Genomic DNA, 23,210 nt, shown 5'->3' on the forward strand with positions numbered 1-23,210 from the left:
CAAAACCATAGCGGGAGTTAAATGGACGTTAACGCACGCCACAAGAGATGATCGGCGCGTTGACGGGAGCCTGCGCCAGGAACTGCGCATCCGTTCAGGCGGCCCGGGCGGTCACGGTTCCGCCGCGGTCTCCCTGCCAGGTGCGGGCGGCAAAGGCCTCGTTGCGCTTCTGCTTGAACAGCATGAAGCGATAGGCGGCGCGGGCGGCAAGGCCCGACATCCGTCCGCGCGGCGGCAGGCCGACGGCCTTGAAGATCATGCCCACCCCGCGGTCGAGATGGTGCTGGCGGTAGTAGCTCATCGCCTTGGCCATATAGGCGGCGATGGCGGCGCGCCGGTCATACGGGGCCCCCTCGGCCCGGTTGGCGCAGTGGAAGGCGAGTGCGAGCTCGTCATCCTCCGTCTCGCCAATGCGGCCGAGGCCGATGCGGACCCGCTCCATGACCGAGAGCTTCTCGCGGCCGAGATAGCGTCGCATGTGGTCATAGAAAAGCTTGAAGTGCCGGTATTCGTCCGCCGCGATCAGGCGGCATACCTCGACGAGCACCGGCTCCTCGCTGCCTTCGCCAAGTGCCGTATAGTAGGAGGACGTGCCCGTCTCGACCATGCAGCGGGCGATCAACTCGCCGGTGCGCGAGCCGCGGACGGAGGCGTCGACCGAGGTCTCGATGCGGAAATCCTTGCGGAATCGCGCGAAGGCGGCCGGATAGTCCCAGCCCGGGTCGGCGAGTGCTGCCCACCGGCCGAGCGCCTCGCCGTGCTGCACCTCCTCGACCGCCCAGTTCCGTGCCGCCATCTGGAAGTCAGGGTCGTCGCGGAAGACGTTGCAGAGATAGTCGGCGTAGTCGTTGCCGTTGCGCTCGACCATCGCGGCGGCCTTGACGAGGGGCACGATGGCGGGATCGACCTTGTCCGGGTCGAACCGGTCCCAGGCGATCTGGTCGATGTGCCAGTGCTTCATCGCCGAACGCCCCTGGCGCTTGTGTCCGGCGGGGGATGGGCGGGACAGCAGGCAGGAGCCCGTGGCATGGCGCGGTGCACTTCCCCGATCACGCCCCGCACGGGTTCAGCCCGTGCCGGGGCCGGCCGGCGCCACGCCGGCCGCTCGATTGACCACACTAGGAATGGTGCTTCCGGCTGCCAAGGGCAAGCCCTTGCGCGTAGGCGGAACATCGCGGAATCAATCGCTTGGCCGGAATGATCGCTGCCGGGTCAACCGATCCGCGACACAACGCGAACGGTCAGGCCGCAGCCGCGGCGAGCATTTCGCGGGCGGCGAGAAGTTTCGCCATCGCCGCCTCGCGCGCCTCGACATCGGCGCCCTTCGCTGCCTCGAGGTAGGCCGCCTCCGCCTCGGCCACGCGCGACCGCGCACTGTCGGCGTAGATCTGCTCGACCGGCACGGCCATGTCGGCGAGCACCGTCGTCCGCTCCGGTGTGATCTCGGCGAAGCCACCGGCGACGTAGAGGCGCTTGGTCACGCGCCCGCCCTCGTGCACGCGGATCACGCCGCCGCGAAGTGCCACGATCATCGGCGCGTGGCCGGCAAGCACGCCCATGTCCCCTTCCGCCGCCGGGATCTCGGCCATGTCGACCTGCTCCGACAGCAGCAGCTGTTCGGGCGAGACAAGTTCGAGGGTGAATTGGGCCATGGCGCTCTCTCCGCCCCGTTCTTCAGGCCGCCTCGGCGGCCATCTTCTCGGCCTTGGCCACCGCCTCCTCGATCGTGCCCACCATGTAGAAGGCGCTCTCGGGCAGGTGGTCGTACTCGCCGGCGCAGATCGCCTTGAACGAGCGGATGGTGTCCTGGATCTCGACGAAGGCGCCAGGCTGGCCGGTGAACACCTCGGCGACGAAGAAGGGCTGGCTGAGGAAGCGCTGGATCTTGCGCGCGCGCGCGACGATCAGCTTGTCCTCCTCCGAGAGCTCGTCCATCCCGAGGATGGCGATGATGTCCTGGAGCGACTTGTAGCTCTGCAGGATGCGCTGCACCTCGCGGGCGGTGTTGTAGTGATCCTCGCCGACGATCCGCGGGTCGAGCGCGCGCGACGTGGAATCGAGCGGGTCGACGGCGGGGTAGATGCCGATCTCGGTCAGTGCGCGCGAGAGCACGGTCGTCGCGTCAAGATGGGCGAAGCTCGTGGCGGGGGCCGGGTCGGTCAGGTCGTCGGCGGGCACGTAGATCGCCTGCACCGAGGTGATCGAGCCCTTCTTGGTCGAGGTGATGCGCTCCTGCAGCGCGCCCATGTCGGTCGCGAGCGTCGGCTGGTAGCCCACCGCGGACGGGATGCGGCCGAGCAGCGCCGACACCTCGGAGCCTGCCTGGGTGAAGCGGAAGATGTTGTCGACGAAGAAGAGGACGTCCTGGCCCTCCTCGTCGCGGAAGTATTCGGCGATGGTCAGCCCCGACAGCGCCACGCGGGCACGCGCGCCCGGCGGCTCGTTCATCTGGCCGTACACCAGCGCCACCTTCGAGCCGGGCTCGTCGATCTTGATGATCCCGCTGTCGACCATCTCGTGATAGAGGTCGTTGCCCTCGCGGGTGCGCTCGCCCACGCCGGCGAACACCGAGTAGCCGCCGTGCTTCTTGGCAACGTTGTTGATCAGTTCCTGGATGGTCACCGTCTTGCCGACGCCGGCGCCGCCGAACAGGCCGATCTTGCCGCCCTTCAGGTAGGGGGCGAGCAGGTCGATCACCTTGATGCCGGTGACGAGGATCTGCGCCTCGGTCGCCTGGTCGACGAACTTCGGCGCCTCGCGGTGGATCGGCAGGAAGCGTGTGGCGCCGACCGGGCCACGCTCGTCGATCGGCTCGCCGATCACGTTCAGGATGCGGCCGAGCGTCTCGGGGCCGACGGGCATGCTGATCGGCGCGCCGCTGTCGACCACCTCGGCGCCACGCACCACGCCGTCGGTGCTGTCCATCGCGATGGCGCGCACGGTGTTCTCGCCGAGATGCTGCGCGCATTCGAGCACCAGCGTCCGGTCACCCACCTGGGTGCTCATGGCGTTCAGCATGTTGGGCAGTTCGCCGGGGAACTGCACGTCCACCACCGCACCCAGCACCTGGGTGATCTTGCCGACGTTGTTGCTCGCCATCGTTCCGCTCTCCACTCGTTCCTGCCTCGCCAAGCGGGGCTGGGTTAGTTCCCGCCTCGCCGAGCGAGGCTGGGTTCGTTCCGGCCTCGCCGAGCGAGGCCGGGTACCGGTGTCAGACCGCCTCGGCGCCCGAGATGATCTCGATCAGTTCCTTGGTGATGTTCGCCTGGCGCTGGCGGTTGTAGCTCTGCGTCAGCCGCGCGATCATGTCGCCGGCGTTGCGCGTCGCATTGTCCATCGCCGTCATCCGCGCGCCCTGCTCGCCCGCAGCACTCTCGAGCACCGCGCGATAGATCTGGATCGCCAGGTTCTGCGGCAGCAGGCTGGCGAGGATCGCCTCCTCGGCCGGCTCGTATTCGTAGAGGGCCTTCGGCCCCACATCCGCTGCCACCTCGCCGGTGGCCGGGATGCTCGCCGGGATCAGCGGCTGCTCCGACGGGATCTGGCTGATCACCGACTTGAAGCGATTGTACACCAGCGTGCAGACGTCGAATTCCTCTGCCGCCAGCATCGCGGTGATCTTCTCCGCGATCGGTGCCGCGTCCTCGAAGCCGATGCGCTTCTTGCCGACGAAATTCACCTCGCCGACGATGTTGCGCGCGTATTCGCGGCGCAGATAGTCACGACCCTTCCGCCCGACCGTGAGCAGCTTCACCGTCTTGCCCTGCTCCTCGAGCGCGCGCACGCGCGAACGGGCGAAACGGGAGATGGTGCTGTTGAAGCCGCCGCAAAGCCCGCGGTCGGCTGACACGACCACCAGCAGGTGAACGTCCTGCCGGCCGGTGCCGACGAGCATGCGGGGCGCATCCGGGCTTCCCGCGACCGAGGTCGCGAGAGCGCCCAACATGCGCTCCATCCGCTCGGCGTAGGGCCGGGCGGCCTCTGCCTGGCTCTGCGCGCGCTTCAGCTTGGACGCAGCGACCATCTTCATGGCCTGCGTGATCTTCCGCGTCGACTTCACGCTGTTGATGCGGGTGCGAAGCGTCTTCAGGCTCGGCATCGGTCAGGGTCCCCGGTGTGCCGCGCCGCTCAGGCGAAGTTGCGCGAGAAGGCGTCGAGGAAGGCCTTCAGCTTCTCCTCGGTGCCCGACTTGATCTCGCGGTCGCTGCGGATCGCGTCCAGGATGCCCGTGTCGGAGGCACGCAGGCCCGCCAGCATCTGTCGCTCGAAACGGCCGATGTCGTTCACCTTCACGCTGTCGAGGTAGCCACGCGTGCCGGCAAAGATCGACACCACCTGCTCCTCGACCGGGACCGGGCTGAACTGGGGCTGCTTCAGCAGTTCCGTCAGCCGCGAACCGCGCGAGAGGAGGCGCTGCGTCGAGGCATCGAGGTCGGAGGCGAACTGCGCGAAGGCCGCCATCTCGCGATACTGGGCGAGCTCGAGCTTGATGCGGCCCGCAACCTGCTTCATCGCCTTGATCTGTGCGGCGGACCCGACGCGGCTCACCGAGATGCCGACGTTCACCGCAGGGCGGATGCCTTTGTAGAACAGCTCGGTCTCGAGGAAGATCTGCCCGTCGGTGATCGAGATCACGTTGGTCGGGATGTAGGCCGACACGTCGCCGGCCTGCGTCTCGATCACCGGCAGCGCGGTGAGCGAACCCGAGCCGTTCTCGGCGTTCAGCTTCGCCGCACGCTCGAGCAGGCGCGAGTGCAGGTAGAACACGTCGCCCGGATACGCCTCGCGGCCAGGCGGGCGGCGCAGCAGCAGCGACATCTGCCGGTAGGCGACGGCCTGCTTGGAGAGGTCGTCGTACGCGATCACGGCATGCATGCCGTTGTCGCGGAAATATTCGCCGAACGCACAGCCGGAATAGGGGGCAAGGTACTGCAGCGGCGCAGGCTCGGACGCGGTGGCGGCAACGACGATGGAATACTCCATCGCGCCGTATTCCTCGAGCGTCTTGACCAGCTGTGCCACCGTCGAGCGCTTCTGCCCGATCGCGACGTAGATGCAGTAGAGCTTCTTGCTTTCGTCGCCCGACTGGTTGATGGCCTTCTGGTTCAGGATCGTATCGATGATCACTGCCGTCTTGCCGGTCTGGCGGTCACCGATGACGAGCTCGCGCTGGCCGCGGCCGATCGGGATCAGCGCGTCGATCGCCTTGATGCCGGTCTGCATCGGCTCGTGCACGCCCTTGCGGGGGATGATGCCAGGGGCCTTCACGTCGACGCGGCGGCGCTCCATCGCCGAGCCATCGGGATTGGCGAGCGGCCCCTTGCCGTCGATCGGGTTGCCGAGCGGGTCGACGACACGGCCGAGCAGGCCCTTGCCGACGGGAACGTCGACGATGGCGCCGGTGCGCTTCACGAGGTCGCCCTCGCGCACGCCCCGGTCATCGCCGAAGATCACGATGCCGACATTGTCGCTCTCGAGGTTGAGCGCCATGCCGCGGAGCCCCGCACCCGGGAACTCCACCATCTCGCCCGCCATGACGTTGGCGAGGCCGTAGACGCGCGCGATGCCGTCACCGACCGACAGCACCTGGCCGACATCGGCGACGTCGGCTCCCGTGTCGAAGGTCGCGATCTGGCTCTTGAGGATCGCACTGATCTCTGCCGGACGGATCTCCATGTCAGGCTGCCCCCTTCATGGCCTGTGAAAGCCGCTGCAGGCGGCTACGGATGGAACTGTCATAGAGACGGGACCCGATCTTGACGACCAGGCCGCCGAGGATGGATGGATCGACGCGCGAGGCAATGCGCACACGCGCATGCCCGGCCCGGATCAGCGAAGCCTCGATCGCGCGCGCCTGCTGGTCGGACAGCGGCACGGCGCTGACCACCTCGGCCGTCTCCTCGCCGCGGCGGGCGGCGAGCTGGGCACGGAAGGCGGCGAGGATGCGCGGCAACATGCCGAGGCGGCGGTTGGCAACGATGACGCCGAGGAAGTTCTTGATGGTGCCGTCGAGTGCGGCGCTGTCGGCGACGGCCATCATCGCCTTCATCTGTGCCTCGCGGCCGATGCGCGGATCATCGACCACGGCGCGGAACTCGGCATTCTCGGCGTAGAGCGTCTCGAGCGCAGACAGCGCTTCCGCGAAACGGTCATACACGCCCTCGTCGCCCTTCTGGCGCAGGTCATCGGCCAGCGCGAGAAGGCCCCCGGAATAGCGTGCCGGCACCGTATCGACCGAGGCGCGCGCATCCCGCGCGAGCTTCATGGCCTCGGCGATCTCGGCGATGCGTGGGTTGTCGGTCGGCGGCAACGACGGTGGCCTCGGTCCCGGTTCGCGTTGACGGCCCCGATACCCGGAAGGGCAGGCAGGACCGCAGGAAATCAGCCCCGGCAGGCACCCCCGCCGAGAGCGCGCGGGAGGTAACACACGGGATGTGGCGGTGCAACAGGGCGGGCGCACCCCGTGCGCCTGCGGCACGAAAAGAGTGGGCTTGAAGCGTCGGGCGCACACCCCCATCTCGCCCGGCACTGGAAGCGGGTCCCTCTGGCGGCACGATCAAACCGTGCCGCGATGTCGTGTCCAGTCCGCGATGCCTGCTCCGGCACCACGAACACAGGGACCCGACTCATGGAATTCCTCGACACGCTGCTGTTCGGCCTTTTCCTCGGCCAGCCCGGGTGGATGTGGCTCGCCTTCATCGGCATCGTCATCACGCTGCTGGTGCTCGATCTCGGCGTGCTGCACCGCGAGAGCCGCGAGATCGAGGTGCGCGAAAGCCTGATCCTGTCGGCCGGCTATATCGGCATCGGGCTGGCCTTCGGCGGCTGGGTCTGGTGGTACATGGGTGCCCGGTCGGGCATGGAGTACCTGACGGGGTTCCTCGTCGAGAAGTCGCTGGCGATGGACAATGTCTTCGTCATCGCCCTCATCTTCACGTATTTCGCGATCCCGCGCGTCCACCAGCACAGGGTGCTGTTCTGGGGCATCCTCGGCGTCATCGTGCTGCGCGCGATCATGATCGGCCTCGGTACCGCGCTGGTCACGCAGTTCAGCTGGATCCTCTACGTGTTCGGCGCCTTCCTCGTCATCACCGGCATCAAGATGCTGGTGATCGCCGACAGCATGCCGAAGATCGAGGACAACCCCGTGCTGCGCTTCATGAAGCGCCGCTTCAACGTGACGAACGAGCTGCACGGCGAGAAGTTCTTCGTGAAGCAGCCTGACCCCGTGACGGGCAGGCCCACCACCTTCCTGACGCCGCTGTTCCTCGCACTCGTGCTGATCGAGATCGCCGACGTGATCTTCGCGGTGGACAGCGTGCCGGCGATCTTCGCGATCACGCAGGACCCGTTCATCGTCTACACGAGCAACATCTTCGCCATCCTCGGCCTGCGCGCCCTCTACTTCGCGCTCGCCGCCGCGATCCACCGCTTCAAGTACCTCAAATACGCGCTCGCACTCGTGCTCGTGTTCATCGGGTTCAAGATCTTCGCCGTCGGCATCATCGGCAAGGTGCCGCCCTGGATCTCGCTCACCGTCACCTTCGGGCTGCTCGTCGGCGGCGTCATCTACTCGCTGATGCGCACCCGCGGCCCAAAGCCGGCCACGACCGACCCCGCGAAGGCCTGACGCCTTCGGCGACTGGCTTGCCACGGCGCGGCGGGGCGATGATCCTGCCGCGCCGCTGCCGTTTCCACGCCGCCCGGAGCACCGCTATGTCCGACATCGCCTTCGCGCCCGCCACCACGCTCGCGCGCCTCGTCCGGTCCGGAAAGATCGGGGCGGCGGAACTGCTCGACCTCTATCTTGACCGCGTCGCTCGGTTCGATGGGGCGCTGAACGCCATCGTGGTGCGCGATGTCGCCTCGGCGAAGAAGGCGGCGCGTGCCATCGACCGCGCACGCGCGAAGGGCGAGGCGCTGCCCCCGCTCGCCGGCGTGCCGATGACGGTGAAGGAGAGCTTCAACCTCAAGGGCCACCCCACCACCTGGGGCGACCCTGCGTACACGGGCAACATCGCGGCTGAGGATGCGCTCGCCGTCGCGCGCTTCAAGGCGGCCGGCGCGGTGGTGTTCGGCAAGTCGAACGTGCCGCTGATGCTGGCAGACTGGCAGAGCTACAACGCCATCTACGGCACCACCAACAACCCCTGGGACGTGACGCGCACGCCCGGCGGCTCCTCCGGCGGGTCGGCCGCGGCGCTGGCGGCTGGGATGACGGGGCTCGAGATCGGCTCGGACATCGGTGCCTCGATCCGCAACCCGGCGCATTACTGCGGCGTGTTCGGCCACAAGCCCACCTGGGGCATCTGTTCGCCCAGGGGCCACACCCTTGGCACGGTCGCGCAGGGCGACATCTCGGCGATCGGCCCCCTCGCCCGCTCGGCCGGTGACCTGGCGCTGGCGCTCGACGTGATGGCCGGGCCCGACGAGATCGACGGCGCCGGCTGGCGCCTCGCCCTGCCTAAGCCGCGGACGAAGGGGCTGAAGGGCCTGCGCGTCGCCGTGGTGGCGGAGGATGCGAACGCCGAGGTCGACACGCGCTACGCGGCCTTGATCGCCGATCTCGCCCGCGCGCTCAGGAAGGAAGGGGCGAAGGTCTCGCTCACCGCGCGCCCCGCGTTCGATACGGCGGCGATGGCGCGCACCTACATCCTGATGCTCAGGGCCGCCACCTCGGGGCGCCTCCCCGACGCCGCCGTCGCGCGCTGGCAGGCGGAAGCTGGCAAGCGTGGGGCCGACGATGCGTCCTACGTCGCGCTGATGGCCCGCGGCAACACCCTCACCCACCGCGACTGGCTCAGGCTGAACGAGGCCCGCCACGTGATGCGCCATGCCTGGGCAGCGTTCTTCCAGGAGTGGGACGTGGTTCTCACCCCCTGCGCCTCGGGCCCCGCCTTCCCGCATGACCAGGTGGGCGAGCGGCAGGACCGGACGATCATGGTCAACGGCCATGCGCAACCGGTGACCGACCAGCTCTTCTGGGCCGGCTATCCGGGCCTGTTCTACCTGCCCGCGACGGCGGCCCCCCTCGGCACGATCGATGGGCTTCCGGTCGGCGTGCAGATCATCGGCGCGCAGCATGACGACCGAACGACGATCGCGGTCGCCGGGATGATCGAGAAGGCCTGGGCGCCCTTCGTTCCGCCGCCCGGGTTCGACGCGTAACGTCCTACCTTTGCGGCAGCCCCAGCATCGGGCCGAGCTGGTCGAGCAGGGTGCGCAGCGCGCCGACCTGGCCCGCGAGAGCGGCACCGCCGAGCGGGGGGCCCGCCACGGCCGCGGCCGGCGGCGCGGCGGGACCCGCGATGCCCGGCATGGGTGAGCGGTCCTGCAGCATCTCCGCCTGAGAGAGGCTGCCCGAGCCATCGTAATCGTAGCTGTGGATCAGCAGCTGCGCCGCCACGATGCCACCCAGCGCGCCTGCACCGAGAGCGGTCGCGAGCTGGTCGAGTTCAGCGCCGGTCGCCAGCATCGCCATGTGCGTCGCCCCGCGCACCAGGCGGGCAAGCTCTGCCGGGGTGAGAACCCCGTCGCGCGTCACGTCGGCCCAGGCGAACACGGCCGTCATGCACCCTGCCGCATCGCCGCTGCAGGCCGCCTCGAACCCATCCAGCGCACCGAGGAACGACAGCCCCTCGCCATGCAGCGCGGCGAGCCCGCCCGCGATGGCGGGGCACCGTGCCCATTGCGTCGCCGGCGCATCGCCGGGGATCACGTCATCGGGCTGTTTCGGCCCTGGGGTTCGGGTTTCGAGCTGGGTGCCCTGGGCCCGCATGATCAGCCGCGTCTGGTCGGCGTCATCGGCGACCGCGAGAGTGAAGCCGCCGCCCTCGGCCGTGCGCGCGACGCGCCACAGCTCCTGCGGCCCCTGCTGCGGCAGCAGCGCCCAGTAGCGGCCCGTGAGGAACAGCAGCGCGCCGGGGTCGGTGCACTGGCCGTTCGCCCACAGACCCTGCGCGGCCTGCGGGATCGTCCCAGGCTGAGCGGGCTGGGCCTCGACGACGGCGGGAATGGCGAGGGAGAGGGCAAGGGCGGCAGCGAGACGCATCATGGCGCGATCCTGATGTCTGCGCCGGCGCAGAGGTCTGCCCCGGCAATGCGGGCGGTGCGGCGGTCGCGGAATACGGCCGTCACATCATAGGCACACACGCCGTCCTGCGGTGGCGAGAGGCTGAACCCCTGGCCGACGCCGATGATCGCATCGCCCAGCCTGTCCGGACCCCGCGGCGCGCCGGGCGGGTCGGCGTGCAGTGCCACGATCGGCGCTGTGCCGGCATTGACGATGCGCGCGGCCCCCGCCACCGGCGCCGAGGTCCAGCCCGCCTCGATCGCGAGCTCGGTCAGGCGGCAGAAATCGAGGCCCGCCCTCTCCTCCCGCTCACCGTTGTCGTAGACCACGCGCAGCGTGGTGGCGCAGGCAGGCGCCCGTCCGGCGGGAACGCGGATCGTGCCGCCCGGCGGCATGATGTCGGCACCTAGCCTGTCGGGCCCCTCGCTCGCGGCACCATCGGCGAAGGAATAGAGCTCCATCACCGTGCGGCCGGAGCGGTTGACGATGCCGATGGTCCCCGGCGAGGAGGCACCCGGTGGTGCAGCGGCGCCGCCCGAAGCCGGTGGATCGGCCCCCGTCCAGCCAGGCGCGATCACGATCTCGGTCGTCGTGCAGAAATCGATGCCGGACCGCTGCTCGCGCGTGCCGTCGTCATAGGTGATGGCAAGCGTGCTCGCGCAGGCAGGCGGCGTGGCGGACGGAAGGGTGATGGCGCGGCCGTCATCCATCGTGTCGGCGCCGAGACGGTCAGCCCCGCGGTTGGGCGAACCATCGGCGAAGACGTAGACCTCGAACACCGTGCGGCCGGAACGGTTGACGATGCTCACCTGCCCGGCCGCCGCCGCTGCCCCCCCGCCACTCCCGCCGAGCGCCTCAGCCGTCGTCCAGCCGGGGGTGATGGCGAGTGCGGTGATGGCGCAGAGGTCGATGGCCCGCCGCTCCTCCGCCCCGCCATTGTCGAACACCACGCGGACGTCATAGCTGCAGCCGGAATCGGGGAAGCGGGCGGTGAAGGTGGCGCCTCGCGGGATGACAGCGCTGCCGAGGCGGTCCTCGCCCCACTCCGTCTCCTGCGTGCCGGAGATGAAGAGCTGCTGGATGCTGCGTGGCGAGCGGTTCTCGATCGCGATCTCGCGCTCCTGCACCTGCACCGGGATGGCGCGCGCGAAGGACACCTCGCGCGTTCGGCACACGTCCTGCCGCTCACGCACCTCCTCCTCGCCATCCTCGAAGACGATGCGGATGTCGACCGAACAGCCGAAGCCGGCGGGAAGCCGCACCCGGAACGTTCCGGCCGCCGCAACCACCTCGCTGCCGAGCCTGTCGGGCCCCCAGCCGCGCGCACCTTGCCCGGCGCGTGCGACGTAGAGCTCCTGCAGCGTCACCTCGCCGTCGTTCTTGATGGTGAATTGAGGCCCGGGCTGCGGCGCCTGCGGCGGCCGCTGCTGCTGTGGTTGCTGAGCCAGGGCGGGAAGGGCGAGCAGCACGGCGACCAGCACGGCGACGAGACGCTTGACCATGGGGCGAGCCCTCCATTTTGCCGAAGGCTCGCACGGGAGGTTGCGGGAGGGCAATCGCCCCCGAAAAGGGCTCAGCGATCGCCGAGTGCCGCCACAGCCATGTCGACCGCCAGCCGGGCGCCGCGGCCCGAGGGGTCGCCGCCCGGGTCGTAGGCGGCAAGCCCGAGGCAGGCGAGCGGCACGGCGCTCGCCGCCGCCGCGATCGAGGCGATGAGGTCCGCCCGCGCGGGCCACAGCGGGGCGGGGGTCAGCGCCCCTGGCACCGCCTCGGGCCCGGCGACGTCGAGGTCGATATGCATGTACCAGGCGGGCGCCGCGCCGGCCCTGGGGCCGAGCAACGCGGCGGTGCGCTCGCCCGCATCCTCGCCCATCGCCGCCGCGTCGAGCCGCGCAATCGGGTGCGCGGCGAGTGCGGCTTCCTCCTCCGCATCGAGATCGGAGGCGCCGATCAGCGCGGCGGCTTCCGGCCGCACGGGGATGCGCAGGCCGGCACGCTCGCGCCAGTCATCGAACTCCCAGCCGAGGCACACGGCGAAGGGCATGCCGCCGAGCAGGCCGGTGCCGGTGGTGGCCAGTGTGTGCATGTCGCCATGCGCATCGTACCAGACGATCCCAACATCGCCCTTCGCCCGCGCCACGCCGCCGGCTGGCCCGACCGCGCCGGTGCAGTTGCCTTCGAGCACCAGCGGGAAGCGCCCCTGCGCGATGGCATCGGCCACCGCATCGGAGGTGCGCGCGGCGAGCCAGCCGATATTCGTCACCGTGTCGCGCGTGCGCTTCCCGCGCGGGAGATCGACCGTCACCGCATCGGCCAGCGTATGTCCTGCCTCGGCGAGAGCGAGGCCGAGGCCGGCGCCGAGCATCGCTGCCGGCCCCTTCGCAGGCCCCCAGCGCCCGACATCGCCGGCGAAGGGAACGAGGATCGGTTGGATCAGCATGGCGGCCTCCGCTCATCATCCAGGGCGATCGCACAAGAAGGGCGCTCGCCAATGCCCAGTTTCTTCCCTCTCCCGCCCAGGCGGGAGAGGGAGAAGGAAGCAGCGGTCGCGGCGTAAGTCACGCGGCAAGCGCACGTCACCTGGTCATCACCGGTGGTCGAGACGACAGCAACCGCGCGACGCTGAAGCGGTGCCGCGCGCTGGCCCCTGGCCGCGCGGGGACCGCAGATACCCGTGCGGGATCGCCCGCCCCCTCAACCGCCTCGTCTAAGTGGCCGTCTGACAATTCTACTGCCGCGACCGACCGGCTTTGGTTTGCTGCGCTTTCCGGTGCTCACGGCCCCCGTTCTTCCGCTGCGCGGGGCGGAGGCCGCTGCGCGCCGGTTCTCGGAAACCGCGCCATTCGACTCACGGCAGTGAATTCTCAAACGGGCTCCGAACGCGGGCGCTACAGGAAACTCACAGGATCGACATCCACGTCGATGCGCGCCGCGCGCGGCACCGTGGTGCGCGCGAGCCAATCACCCAGCAGCGCCTGAACGTCGATGCCGCGCGAGGCCTTCAGCAACAGCCGCCGCCGATGCTGGCCGCGCAGGATGGAGAGCGGCGCAGGCGCGGGGCCGAGGATGCGGAACCCCTCTCCCTCCGGCGCCGTCGCGCGCAGCGCCGACGCTGCCTCGTCAGCCACGGCACCATCGGGCGAGGAGACGATGATCGCCGCCAGCCTGCCGAAGGGCGGCCAGCCACCGGCGCGACGCTCCTCCATCTCCTCCGCCACGAAACGATCGACGTCGCCCGAGACCAGCGCGCGCATCACGGCATGGTCGGGCGACCAGGTTTGCAGCAGCACGCGGCCCGCATGCTCGGCCCGACCCGCACGGCCGCCCACCTGGTGCAGCACCTGGAAGCTGCGCTCCGCCGCACGCAAATCCCCGCCAGCAAGGCCCAGGTCGGCATCGACGACCCCGACGAGGGTGAGATGCGGGAAGTGCCAGCCCTTGGCGACGAGCTGCGTGCCGATGATGAGATCGACCTCGCGCTTCTCGATCATCGTCGCGTAATGCGCCGCCCCCGCAGCACCATGGATGGTGTCGGAGCTCATCTCGGCGATGCGCACGCCCTCGAAACGGTCGCGGCATTCGGCGGCGATCCGCTCGACGCCAGGGCCGACGGGGGTGAGGGAACCTTCGGCGCCGCATTCCGGGCAGGCGGGGGGAACGGGTTCCGCGTGGCCGCAATGGTGGCATTCGAGGCGGCGGAGATAGCGATGCTCGACCAGCCAGGCGGTGCAGTTCGGGCACTGGAAGCGATGCCCGCAGGCACGGCAGAGGGTGAGTGGGGCGAAGCCGCGGCGGTTGAGGAACAGCAGCGCCTGTTCGCCTCGCGCCAGCGTCTCGGTGATCGCCGTGGCAAGCGGTGGCGCGATGAAATGCCCGCGCGCGGGCGGCGTGGCACGCAGGTCGATCACGCCGACATCGGGCATGCCGGCGCTGCCATGACGTTCGGGCAGATGCAGCCGCTGGTGCCGCCCGCGTTCGACATTCGCCAGCGTCTCGAGAGAGGGCGTGGCGGAGACGAGAACGGCGGGAATGTCGGTCAGGTGCGCGCGCACCAGCGCCATGTCGCGCGCGTGATAGGCAACGCCATCCTCCTGCTTGAACGCCGTCTCATGCTCCTCGTCCACCACGATGAGGCCGAGATCAGGGAAGGGCAGGAACAGCGCCGAACGCGCGCCGACGACGATGGGCGCGCGCCCTTCCGCCACCGCCCGCCAGGTGTCGCGCCGGCGGGCTCCCGTCACCTCCGAATGCCAGACGAACGGATCGGTACCGAATCGTTGCCGGAACCGCGCGATCACCTGGGCCGACAGCGCGATCTCGGGCAGCAGAACCAGCGCCTGGCGCCCGCGCGCCACCGCTTCGGCCACAGCTTCGAGATACACCTCCGTCTTGCCCGACCCCGTCACGCCGTCGAGCAGCGTCGCGCCCGACCCTCCCCGTACCACCGCCGCGCGAAGGCTCGCCGCCGCCGCGGCCTGGGCCGGCGACAGCAGCGGTGGTGTGCCGGCGGAGAGGTCGGGCCGCTCGGCGTCGCGCGGCAGCAGCGCGGGGATGAGGAGGCCGGCATCGCGCATCGCCTTGATCACGCCGACGCCGACGCCAGCGGCGCGCGCGAGATCGGACGCGGCCCAGGGCACGGGTGCCTCGGCCAGGACGGCGGCGACGCGCGCGCGCGATGGCGGCAGCGATGCCGCATCGACGCCCTCGCCCAGCATCACGCCGGGCCTGCGCGGCGGCGGGGTCAGCGCGCCGGGCACGGACAGCGCCATGCGCAGCACCGCGCCGGGGGGAGAGAGCGTCCAATGCGCCACCCAGTCGATGAAGCGCATGAGCGGGGCGGTCATCGGCGGGGCAGGCAGCAGGGCCGAGAGCGGGCGGAGCTTCGCCGCCGCCACCCCACCATCGGCCTCGCCGTGCCAGACCACGCCGGCAAGCGTCCGCCCCCCCAGCGGCGCGGTCACGAGGGTTCCCGGCGTCGCATCCCAGCCCTCGGGCACCGCATAGTCGTAGGGGCCGGCGAGCGGCAGGGGCAACAGCACGGGGACGCGCCCGGGCACGCGCCCATCCTGTCGCTTTGCCTCGCCGCCCTGCGGGTCTATGGTCGTGCCGCCTTCCATCGGAGATCAGTTTCGCATGAAGTTCTTCGTCGACACCGCCGACGTTGCCGAAATCCGCTCACTCGCCGAACTCGGCATGGTGGACGGGGTGACCACGAACCCCTCGCTCATCGCCAAGTCGGGCCGGAAGATCGCCGAGGTGATCGCCGAGATCTGCGATGCCGTGCCCGGCCCCGTCTCGGCCGAGGTGACCGCGACCGCGTTCGACGGGATGATGAAGGAAGGCCGGTACCTCAAGGCGATCGCGCCCAATGTCGCGGTGAAGGTTCCGTTGACGGTCGATGGCCTGCGCGCCTGCAAGGCGCTGACGGGCGAAGGGGCGATGGTCAACGTCACGCTCTGCTTCTCCGCCGCCCAGGCGCTGCTCGCCGCCAAGGCGGGGGCGACGTTCGTGTCGCCCTTCGTCGGGCGGCTCGACGACATCGGGCAGGACGGGATGGAGCTGATCGCCGACATCGTCGAGATCTACGCCAACTATCCCGCGCTCACGACAGAGGTTCTCGTCGCCTCCGTGCGCCACCCGATCCATGTCGTGCAATCGGCCAAGCTGGGGGCGGACGTCGCCACCGTGCCGCCCGCGGTGCTGCGCGCGCTGTTCCACCACCCGCTGACCGACAAGGGCCTGGCCGCCTTCCTGGCGGACTGGGCCAAGACCGGCCAGTCGATCCTTTGAGGAGCGGCGGGGCATGACCGGAGAGAAGCCCCGCAAGAGCAAGGGCGGCAAGGACGCGGTGGCGGAGCCTGACGAAGCGACGACGGTGGAAGCCTTCCTCCGCGCCAACCCCGCGTTCCTGGCCGAGAACCCCGCCCTCTACCGCGCGCTCGCCCCGCCGAAGCGGGTGCATGGCGAGCGGCTGGCCGACCACATGACCGCGATGCTGGAGGCCGAACGCGTGCGCGGCACCGAGCTTCGCGGCACGCTCGAGGACCTGATCGCGCACGGCCGCGCCAACCAGGCGAACCAGGCCCGTGCCAACCAGGCGATCCTGGCCCTTCTCGCCGCCCGCACGCCGGCCGAGGCGTTCGACATCATCGGCCAGGACTGGCCCGACCTGCTCGGCGTCGATGTCGTGACGGTCTGCGCCGAGGGGCAGGCCGTCACGGGCGCACGTCCGCTCCCGCGTGGCACCGTCGCCAGGCTCCTGCCGTCCTCGGCGCCGATCGCTCTGAGGCCGCAGGCGACCGACACCGTGGCGCTCTACGGCGAGGCGGCGGCGCTGGTCGCCTCCGACGCGCTGGCACGGCTGACGCTGGCGCAGGGGGGCGAGGCAATGATCGCCTGTGGCTCGCGCGATGCCGGGCATTTCGAGCCGCGCCAGGGAACCGAGCTGGTGGCCTTCCTCGCCGCCGCCGTCTCCATCGCGCTCGGCCGTGGTTGAGCCTTGGCGTGGCTGAGGGGTCACTTCTCCAGGCCTATCTCGGCTGGCTCGGGGGCCAGCGGCGCGCGGCGGATGCCACCGTCACCAACTACGCCCGCGATGTCGGCGGGTTCCTCGGCTTCCTGACCGGGCATCTGGGCGCTGAGCCTGACCGCGCCGCGCTGGGCGCACTGACGCAGGCCGATCTTCGCGGCTGGCTCGCCCAGCTCGCCGCCTCGGGCCTTGCCGCCCCCTCGCGCGCACGGGCGCTGTCGGCCGTGCGGGGGTTCTTCCGCTTCCTCGCCCGCACCGGCGGGCCGGACAACCCGGCCGCCGCAGCGCTCGGCTCACCCCGCCGACGCCCGCCCATCCCCCGCGCACTCGGCCAGGACGATGCACGGGTGGTAACGGAGGAGATCTCGGCCGAAGCCGAACCCTGGGTGGCGGCGCGCGATGCCGCCGTCGCGTCCCTGCTCTACGGCGCTGGGCTTCGCATCGCCGAGGCGCTCTCGCTCACCCGCGCCGAGGCGCCGCTGCCGGGGGCCGACGCTGGGTTGAGGGTCCGCGGCAAGGGCAACAAGGAGCGCGTGGTGCCGGTTCTGCCCACGGTGCGCGAGGCGGTGGCGGCGTATCTCGCCCTCTGCCCGCATGCTCTGGGCCCGGGCGATCCGCTGTTCGTCGGCGTCCGTGGCGGGGCCTTGAACCAGCGCCAGGTGCGGGCGGCGATGATCACGCTCCGCCGTGCGCTGGAGCTTCCGGAACACGCGACGCCGCACGCTCTCCGCCACAGCTTCGCGACCCACCTGCTCGAGGGCGGGGCCGATCTCCGCGCGATCCAGGACCTGCTGGGCCATGCCAGCCTGACGACGACGCAGCGCTACACCGCGGTGGACGAGGCCCGCCTGCTGGCGGTGTGGACGCGCGCGCACCCGCGGGCATGAGGCGGGGGGCGCGAGGGGGGGGCGCGGCAGCCGATGATTGAACCTGGGCCCGGTTTTCCCTATCTTCATGCGGCAGGGGCACACTCAACCCCGCGAAGGAGGTTCCCATGATCAACCGACGCTGGCCGATCGTCTGACGCAGCTCATGTCGTGACGCTTGGCAGAGCGGCCCCCATGGCCGCTTTTTTCTTGTCCGCCCGCCCGGCCGGCGAACACGATCAGCGCCTGCCCCCCGCAGCCGGCGCGAGGAAGTCCGGAAGGTCAGCCGGGCCTCCGACAACCGCCATGAGGCCCTCGAGGGCGCGGCACGTCGTCGGCAGGTAGTCGTTCGCCATCCGCTCCCCGATATGGGCATAGAGCTGGTTCTGGCGGTCACGTTCGAGCGCGTGGAACGCGTCGAGGCCGAGCGCATTGTAGGCTTGGGTCATGGACTCGTCGACTTCGTAGAACCGGACCACCGCACCCACGACCGCCGGCGGCAGCAACCCGAGCGCCTCCTGGTTTCCGACATAGACGGGATAGGCGGGCGGAACCGGCACTGCAAACGGCTTGAACCCGTCGGGCTTGGCCGAGAGCGCCGCGAGCAACTCCGGCGCCAGCGAATAGTAGGTGACCTCGGCGTTGACCCTGATCTCGGCCGCCAGCGCGACCGCCACGGCCCGGCGCCGGTCATCCAGCCTGCGGCGATAGGCGAGCCAGGAGCCGATCGCGGTGATCCCGCCGACCAGAAGGATCGCCTTGCCGTCCGGCATCGATGCATCGCTCAGCAGCACGAAAAGCAGTGCCGCAAGCGCAATTGCAGCCCAGACAGGATCGAGGGCGCCGTCGTCGAACCGCATGGGCCGTGCACCACCCCGCTCCAGCCCGGCCTGGCGGGCCACGACGGCGGTGCCGAGAGCCACCGCCGCCGCCACGGCAAGCCCCGCCGCGACATTCCCCGCGAGGCCGGCCGGCAGCGCCGCGAAGGCCGCGAGCGCCAACGCTCCGAGGATGCCGAGAATGATCCGATCCACCGGCAGGCCAGCGTCTGGCAGCGTCTCGCGCGGGCCGGACGCCACCGCCGCTACCGCTTCACCTGGTACACGGTGCGCCGCACCTTCCGCCGCCAGCGGGTGAGCCAGGCCGTCGCGCGCTCGCGGCCCTGGTCCATCTGGCCGGTGTATTTCGGGAATTTCCGCCTGAGCCAGTCGATCGTCCGCTGCGCCCAGCTGTATTCCTCGCGCAGGATGTAGAGCCCCACGGCGAGGAACAGGAAGCCCTGCAGGAACGGAAGGAACAGCCCCACGACGCCAAGTGCGAGGAACCCCCAGCCGGACATGATCTTGCCCCGCCGCGCCCAGCGGCTCGGCGGCCGGGGCGGCAGCATGCGGGGAATGTCGAGATAGTCGCGGCGGCGGGCCATGGCCGGGGGATATGCCCGCCCGGAGCCCTGGGCGCAACCCACACCCCTTGCGGCGATCCCAGATCGGCAGGATCGTGAAACGATGCCGCCCCAGCCCGTTTCGGGCCATTCGCCCATGCCGCCTGCCGTGCCACGGCCCTTGCTGCTCGCGGGGCTCGGCGCGGCGCAGATCCTCGGCTGGGGCTCGACCTTCTACCTCCCCTCCGTGCTCGGCCCGTCGATGGGTGCCTCGCTCGGCCTCACGCAGGACATCGTCTTCGCCGGTGTGACGGTGATGTATCTCGTCGGTGCGACGATCGCTCCCGCCGCCGGGCGCGCGGTCGATGCACGCGGCGCGCGGGTGGTGATGGCCACCGGCTCCGTCATCGCGGCCGCAGCACTCGTGCTGCTTGCCACGGCCCAGGACCTCTCCTCCTACGCTGCTGCCTGGGTGGTGGTCGGCCTAATGCTGCCGCTCACCCTCGGGCAGGTTGGCTTCGCCGCGATCACCCAGGCCGTGCCCGGGCCGGCCACCCGGCGGGCGATGACGCTGCTGACGCTGATCACGGGGTTCACGTCCACGCTTGCCTGGCCGGCGACGGCCGCGCTCGAGGCCTGGCTCGGCTGGCGGGGCACCTGCGCGGTGTTCGCTGCGGCGCACCTTGCGATCGGCCTGCCGCTCTACCTCTCGGTTCTGCCGCGCGCCGCATCGGTGCGTCCGGCAGCGGGGAAGGGCGAGGCACCCCCCGGTACGATGCCTCCCGGTACGATCCCGTTCGGCCGCTTCGTGCTGCTCGTGCTCGCGCTCGGCGTGCCGAATGCGATCGGCTCGGGCGTCCAGCTCGTGACCATCCCGCTCTTTGCCGCCCTCGGCCACGCGCCGGCCACCGCGATCGCGCTTGCGTCCCTCCACGGGCCGGCGCAGGTGGCAGCGCGGGTGGTCGACCTGGCGCTGGGGCCGCGGACGACGGCGATGACGACGGGGCTGTTCTCCGCCATCGTGCTGCCGCTCTCGCTGCTGCCGCTGGCAGGCGGGGGGAGCACGCTGCTGGCCGGGCTGTTCGTGCTGCTGTTCGGCGTCGCCAACGGGCTGATGACGGTGGTGCGCGCAGCACTTCCGCTGGAGCTTGCCGGTCCTGCCGGCTACGGCACGCTCACCGGGCGGCTCGCGCTGCCGACCAACGTGATGATCGCCCTTTCCCCGCCGCTCTTCGCCGCCGTGCTCGCGCGCGGCGGGCCGTTGGGCGCGGCAGCGCTCGCATTCGCGCTCTCGCTGATCGCGCTTGCCGCACTTGCCACGCTCGCGCTCGAGCGCACTCGTGAGCCGCGCGGCTGAGCGTCACCGTCGCACGGTCAACGTCTGGGGCCGAAGCCCTCCAGTGTCCACTCGAGCGGCGCGTGGCTCACCGTCACCGTTCCCTGGCGCGGGCGGTTGATGTCGATGATCAACACGATCGCCGACGCCCAGAGCACGAGCAGCAGCGTCGACATCACGAGCTGCCGCGTGCCGCCGACGCCGAAATGATACCCCATCGCACCAACCGCGATGATCGACGTCCACAGCAGCAGCCTCAGGATGTGCGGGGGCACACGCTCGGTAAAGTACCTCTTCTGCGTCATCGCGAGGTCGAACGTCTCGTTAAGCGCCGCGAGCATCAGGCCGGAGATCGGCGTCGGCGCCGCCCGCGCGACGACGGTCGCAGTCTCCCACAGCGTGGTCTGGAGCGCCGCCGTCTCCGCGTCGAGCCGGTCGGCATCGGCGCGGGTGCGGATGTCGCGATAAACACGGATGCGCACCTCCGTATAGTCGACCAGCGCGCGCTGCATCCGCGCACCTTCCTCGCCACCGATCACGCCGGCGCGCAGCCAGGCCGTGCCGATCGCGTTCGCCTCGTCGAGCACGACGGCGCGACGCTCATCGTGCCGGCCTTCGGCGAGCGAGAGCGTGATGCCGAGCAGGAAGGCGAGAAGCCCGAGGATGCCGCCGACGATGAACCCGATGCCCGACCGCGCCGGCTCATCCGCAGCGCGGCGCTCGAACGCGCGACGGCCGATGCGGTAGCCGAATTCCGTCACCGCCATGAGCAGCAGAACGAGCACGACGAAGAGCAGCATCAGGCTCTCATCGGCGACGGCGGCGAGTGCCTCGAGCAGGAATGCGTGACCCATCGCGCTCTCTCCAATCACTGCCGCTAAATGTGGATCGGGCGCCCCGCGACCGCGAGTGCGGCTTCCTTCACCGCCTCGTTCAGCGAGGGGTGGGCATGCGAGGTGCGCGCGACATCCTCGGCGGAGGCGGAGAACTCCACCGCGAGCGCGAGCTCGGCGATGATCGTTCCGGCATCGGGGCCGATGATGTGGGCGCCGAGGATGCGGTCGGTCACGGCATCGGCGAGGATCTTCACGAATCCGTCCGTCTCGCCCATCGCACGCGCTCGGCCATTGGCGGTGAACGGGAACTTGCCGGATTTGTAGGCGACGTTCGCTGACTTCAGCTGCTCCTCGGTCGCGCCCACCGAGGCGACCTCGGGCCACGTGTACACCACGCCGGGGATCGCATCGTAGTTGATGTGCGGATGCTCGCCGGCAATCTGTTCCGCCAGCGCAACACCCTCCTCCTCTGCCTTGTGGGCGAGCATCGGGCCAACGATGACATCGCCGATCGCCCAGATGCCGGGAACGGAGGTGGCGAACCCTTCCGTCTTCACACGGCCCCGCTCGTCGAGCACGATGCCGACGGCCTCAAGATTCAGCCCCGCCGTGTGCGGCTTCCGGCCAATCGCGACGAGCACGACATCGGCCACGATCTCCTCCGCCGCACCGCCCTTGGCGGGCTCGACCGTCAGCACCACGCCCTCGTTCGTCGTGCGGGCACCCGTCACCTTGGTGCCGAGGCGGAAGGTCATGCCCTGCTTGCCGAGGATGCGGTGGAAATGCTTCGCCACCTCGCCGTCCATCGTCGGCACCAGGCGGTCGAGATACTCCACCACCGTCACCTTGGCGCCGAGCCGCATCCATACCGAGCCGAGCTCAAGCCCGATATAGCCGCCGCCGATCACCACCATGTGGCCGGGAACCGTTTCGAGCTCGAGCCCGCCGGTCGAGGTCACGATCCGCTTCTCGTCCACCGTCACGCCGGGCAGGTCGACGCTGTCGGAGCCCGTTGCGATCACGATATGCTTCGTCGTGTGCGCGGTGCCGTCCACCTCCACCACGCCGGGGGCGGCGATGCGGCCGGTGCCCTTCAGCCACGTCACCTTGTTCTTCTTGAACAGGAACTCGATGCCCTGGACGTTGGCCTTCACCACCTCGCCCTTGCGCGCGAGCATGCGGCCGAGATCGAGTGCCACCTCGCCCTTGATGGTGATGCCGTGGTCATCGAGGCCGTGCTTCGCCTCGGCGAACTTCTCCGACGATTGCAGCATCGCCTTCGATGGGATGCAGCCGACGTTCAGGCAGGTTCCGCCGAGCGTGGCGCGCCTTTCAACGCACGCCACCTTCATGCCGAGCTGTGCCGCCCGGATGGCACAGACATAGCCGCCGGGCCCTCCGCCGATGACGATCACGTCGAACGCGGTCCCTGGCGATGCTGTCTCCGGCATGGTGCGTGTCCCTCTCAGCGTCCATGGAATTCGGTGCGCGCGATCGTGGCGATCTCGGCGAGCGACGTCACCGACCAGTCAGGCACGACATGCGCATCGGGCGTCGCCCCTGTTCCCGTGCGACGCGCACGGCGGTTCACCCACACGCACGGGATGCCGAGCGCGCGGGCGGGTGCGATGTCGTGGAACTTCGACTGCGCGACGTGCAGCACCTCACCCTTGCCGATGCCGAGCGTGGCAAGATGCGCAAGGGCCGCCTGGAAATGCGCATGGTGCGGCTTGTAGTGGCCGACATCTTCCGCCGTGACGAGAAAGTGCGGCGCGGTGCCGATCGCGGTGATCGAGCCCGCGATGGACTCACGGTCGACGTTGGAGAGGATGCCGAGCGTGAAGCGGCCATGCAGGTCGGCGAAGGCAGCAGGCGTGTCGGGAAAGGGCGGCCAGTGCGGCACCGAGGCGCCGAACGCGGCGGCCGTTGCGAGGTCGCGGCGAAGCCCCAGACGGTCCGCCAGTTCGAGGTAGCTGCGTTCGAGGATCACCGGGTAGAGCGCGGCGGGGTCGACCTCCTGCTGGCGGTGCTCGATATCGGCAAAGGCCTCGAGGATCCGCGCGTCGGCCCAGTCCTTGCCTTGCGCGCGCGCCAGCGGGGCGACGAAGCCGAGGATGCCCTGCTCCCAGTCGATCAGCGTGCCGTAGCAATCGAAGGTGAGCGCCTTGAAGCGCCTGAGGTCGAGCACCG

Annotated in this window: 21 protein-coding genes; 6 read left to right on the forward strand and 15 right to left on the reverse strand. The window is 70.1% G+C overall.

From position 1 onward, the window contains the following. Positions 1 to 94: 94 nt before the first annotated feature. The 6 genes from Q0C38_RS15680 to Q0C38_RS15705 form a co-directional block, all read right to left on the reverse strand. On the reverse strand, positions 95 to 961 hold the full coding sequence (locus Q0C38_RS15680; RefSeq protein WP_291298051.1) for a ferritin-like domain-containing protein: 867 nt from the start codon (positions 959 to 961) through the stop codon (positions 95 to 97). Positions 962 to 1,241: 280 nt separating this feature from the next. Continuing rightward, a complete protein-coding gene (gene atpC / locus Q0C38_RS15685; RefSeq protein ID WP_291298052.1) occupies positions 1,242 to 1,652 on the reverse strand; it encodes an ATP synthase F1 subunit epsilon in 411 nt (136 codons plus the stop codon). Positions 1,653 to 1,674: 22 nt separating this feature from the next. Next, positions 1,675 to 3,099 (reverse strand): F0F1 ATP synthase subunit beta, encoded by a 1,425-nt coding sequence (atpD, locus tag Q0C38_RS15690; RefSeq protein ID WP_291298053.1) that lies wholly within the window; start codon positions 3,097 to 3,099, stop codon positions 1,675 to 1,677. A 112-nt stretch (positions 3,100 to 3,211) separates the two neighbouring features. Then, positions 3,212 to 4,099, reverse strand: a complete 888-nt coding sequence (locus Q0C38_RS15695) for a F0F1 ATP synthase subunit gamma (protein ID WP_291298054.1) — start codon at positions 4,097 to 4,099, stop codon at positions 3,212 to 3,214. A gap of 29 nt (positions 4,100 to 4,128) precedes the next feature. Continuing rightward, on the reverse strand, positions 4,129 to 5,676 hold the full coding sequence (gene atpA / locus Q0C38_RS15700) for a F0F1 ATP synthase subunit alpha (RefSeq protein WP_291298055.1): 1,548 nt from the start codon (positions 5,674 to 5,676) through the stop codon (positions 4,129 to 4,131). Position 5,677: 1 nt separating this feature from the next. After that, on the reverse strand, positions 5,678 to 6,310 hold the full coding sequence (locus Q0C38_RS15705) for a F0F1 ATP synthase subunit delta (RefSeq protein ID WP_291298056.1): 633 nt from the start codon (positions 6,308 to 6,310) through the stop codon (positions 5,678 to 5,680). A gap of 318 nt (positions 6,311 to 6,628) precedes the next feature. Between Q0C38_RS15705 and Q0C38_RS15710 the strand changes: the two genes are divergently transcribed. After that, entirely contained in the window at positions 6,629 to 7,630 is a 1,002-nt protein-coding gene (locus Q0C38_RS15710; RefSeq protein ID WP_291298057.1) for a TerC family protein, read from the forward strand. Positions 7,631 to 7,716: 86 nt separating this feature from the next. Next, positions 7,717 to 9,168 carry an amidase gene (locus Q0C38_RS15715; RefSeq protein ID WP_291298058.1) on the forward strand — a complete coding sequence of 484 codons (1,452 nt, stop codon included), beginning with the start codon at positions 7,717 to 7,719 and terminating at the stop codon, positions 9,166 to 9,168. Positions 9,169 to 9,172: 4 nt separating this feature from the next. On the opposite strand, the gene Q0C38_RS15720 is transcribed toward Q0C38_RS15715, so the two are convergent. The 4 genes from Q0C38_RS15720 to Q0C38_RS15735 all read right to left on the reverse strand — a co-directional run bounded on the left by Q0C38_RS15720 (position 9,173) and on the right by Q0C38_RS15735 (position 15,189). Further along, a complete protein-coding gene (locus Q0C38_RS15720) occupies positions 9,173 to 10,054 on the reverse strand; it encodes a hypothetical protein (RefSeq protein WP_291298059.1) in 882 nt (293 codons plus the stop codon). Continuing rightward, complete coding sequence (locus tag Q0C38_RS15725; protein ID WP_291298060.1) at positions 10,051 to 11,574, reverse strand: hypothetical protein; 1,524 nt, start codon at positions 11,572 to 11,574, stop codon at positions 10,051 to 10,053. The genes Q0C38_RS15720 and Q0C38_RS15725 overlap by 4 nt, the downstream gene beginning before the upstream one ends. Before the next feature lie 71 nt (positions 11,575 to 11,645). Then, positions 11,646 to 12,512, reverse strand: coding sequence for an arginase family protein (locus tag Q0C38_RS15730; protein ID WP_291298061.1), 867 nt, complete (start codon positions 12,510 to 12,512; stop codon positions 11,646 to 11,648). 448 nt (positions 12,513 to 12,960) lie between these two features. Further along, positions 12,961 to 15,189, reverse strand: a complete 2,229-nt coding sequence (locus Q0C38_RS15735) for a primosomal protein N' (RefSeq protein WP_408870037.1) — start codon at positions 15,187 to 15,189, stop codon at positions 12,961 to 12,963. A gap of 16 nt (positions 15,190 to 15,205) precedes the next feature. On the opposite strand from Q0C38_RS15735, the gene fsa reads away from it, so the two are divergent. The 3 genes from fsa to Q0C38_RS15750 are packed head-to-tail and all read left to right on the forward strand — an operon-like array spanning position 15,206 to position 17,488. After that, positions 15,206 to 15,862, forward strand: coding sequence for a fructose-6-phosphate aldolase (gene fsa / locus Q0C38_RS15740; RefSeq protein ID WP_291298063.1), 657 nt, complete (start codon positions 15,206 to 15,208; stop codon positions 15,860 to 15,862). A gap of 13 nt (positions 15,863 to 15,875) precedes the next feature. Then, a complete protein-coding gene (locus Q0C38_RS15745; protein ID WP_291298064.1) occupies positions 15,876 to 16,568 on the forward strand; it encodes a DUF484 family protein in 693 nt (230 codons plus the stop codon). Between the two features lie 8 nt (positions 16,569 to 16,576). Next, entirely contained in the window at positions 16,577 to 17,488 is a 912-nt protein-coding gene (locus tag Q0C38_RS15750) for a tyrosine recombinase XerC (RefSeq protein WP_291298065.1), read from the forward strand. Between the two features lie 218 nt (positions 17,489 to 17,706). Here Q0C38_RS15750 and Q0C38_RS15755 read toward each other — a convergent pair whose 3' ends face one another. After that, a complete protein-coding gene (locus Q0C38_RS15755; protein WP_291298066.1) occupies positions 17,707 to 18,501 on the reverse strand; it encodes a hypothetical protein in 795 nt (264 codons plus the stop codon). 50 nt (positions 18,502 to 18,551) lie between these two features. After that, positions 18,552 to 18,890: a PGPGW domain-containing protein gene (locus Q0C38_RS15760; protein WP_291298067.1), complete on the reverse strand. Its 339-nt coding sequence runs from the start codon at positions 18,888 to 18,890 to the stop codon at positions 18,552 to 18,554. Between the two features lie 115 nt (positions 18,891 to 19,005). On the opposite strand from Q0C38_RS15760, the gene Q0C38_RS15765 reads away from it, so the two are divergent. Further along, positions 19,006 to 20,205, forward strand: a complete 1,200-nt coding sequence (locus tag Q0C38_RS15765) for an MFS transporter (RefSeq protein WP_291298068.1) — start codon at positions 19,006 to 19,008, stop codon at positions 20,203 to 20,205. Positions 20,206 to 20,222: 17 nt separating this feature from the next. On the opposite strand, the gene Q0C38_RS15770 is transcribed toward Q0C38_RS15765, so the two are convergent. Genes Q0C38_RS15770 through Q0C38_RS15780 form a run of 3 tightly spaced genes read right to left on the reverse strand, consistent with a single transcriptional unit; the run spans position 20,223 to position 23,208 of the window. Then, positions 20,223 to 21,038 carry a hypothetical protein gene (locus tag Q0C38_RS15770; protein WP_291298069.1) on the reverse strand — a complete coding sequence of 272 codons (816 nt, stop codon included), beginning with the start codon at positions 21,036 to 21,038 and terminating at the stop codon, positions 20,223 to 20,225. A gap of 23 nt (positions 21,039 to 21,061) precedes the next feature. Next, positions 21,062 to 22,471, reverse strand: a complete 1,410-nt coding sequence (lpdA, locus tag Q0C38_RS15775) for a dihydrolipoyl dehydrogenase (protein ID WP_291298070.1) — start codon at positions 22,469 to 22,471, stop codon at positions 21,062 to 21,064. A 14-nt stretch (positions 22,472 to 22,485) separates the two neighbouring features. After that, on the reverse strand, positions 22,486 to 23,208 hold the full coding sequence (locus tag Q0C38_RS15780) for an HAD-IA family hydrolase (RefSeq protein ID WP_291298071.1): 723 nt from the start codon (positions 23,206 to 23,208) through the stop codon (positions 22,486 to 22,488). Between the last annotated feature and the right edge of the window lie 2 nt (positions 23,209 to 23,210).

The organism is Elioraea sp. (genome assembly GCF_022842375.1).
Taxonomy (GTDB): domain Bacteria; phylum Pseudomonadota; class Alphaproteobacteria; order Acetobacterales; family Acetobacteraceae; genus Elioraea_A.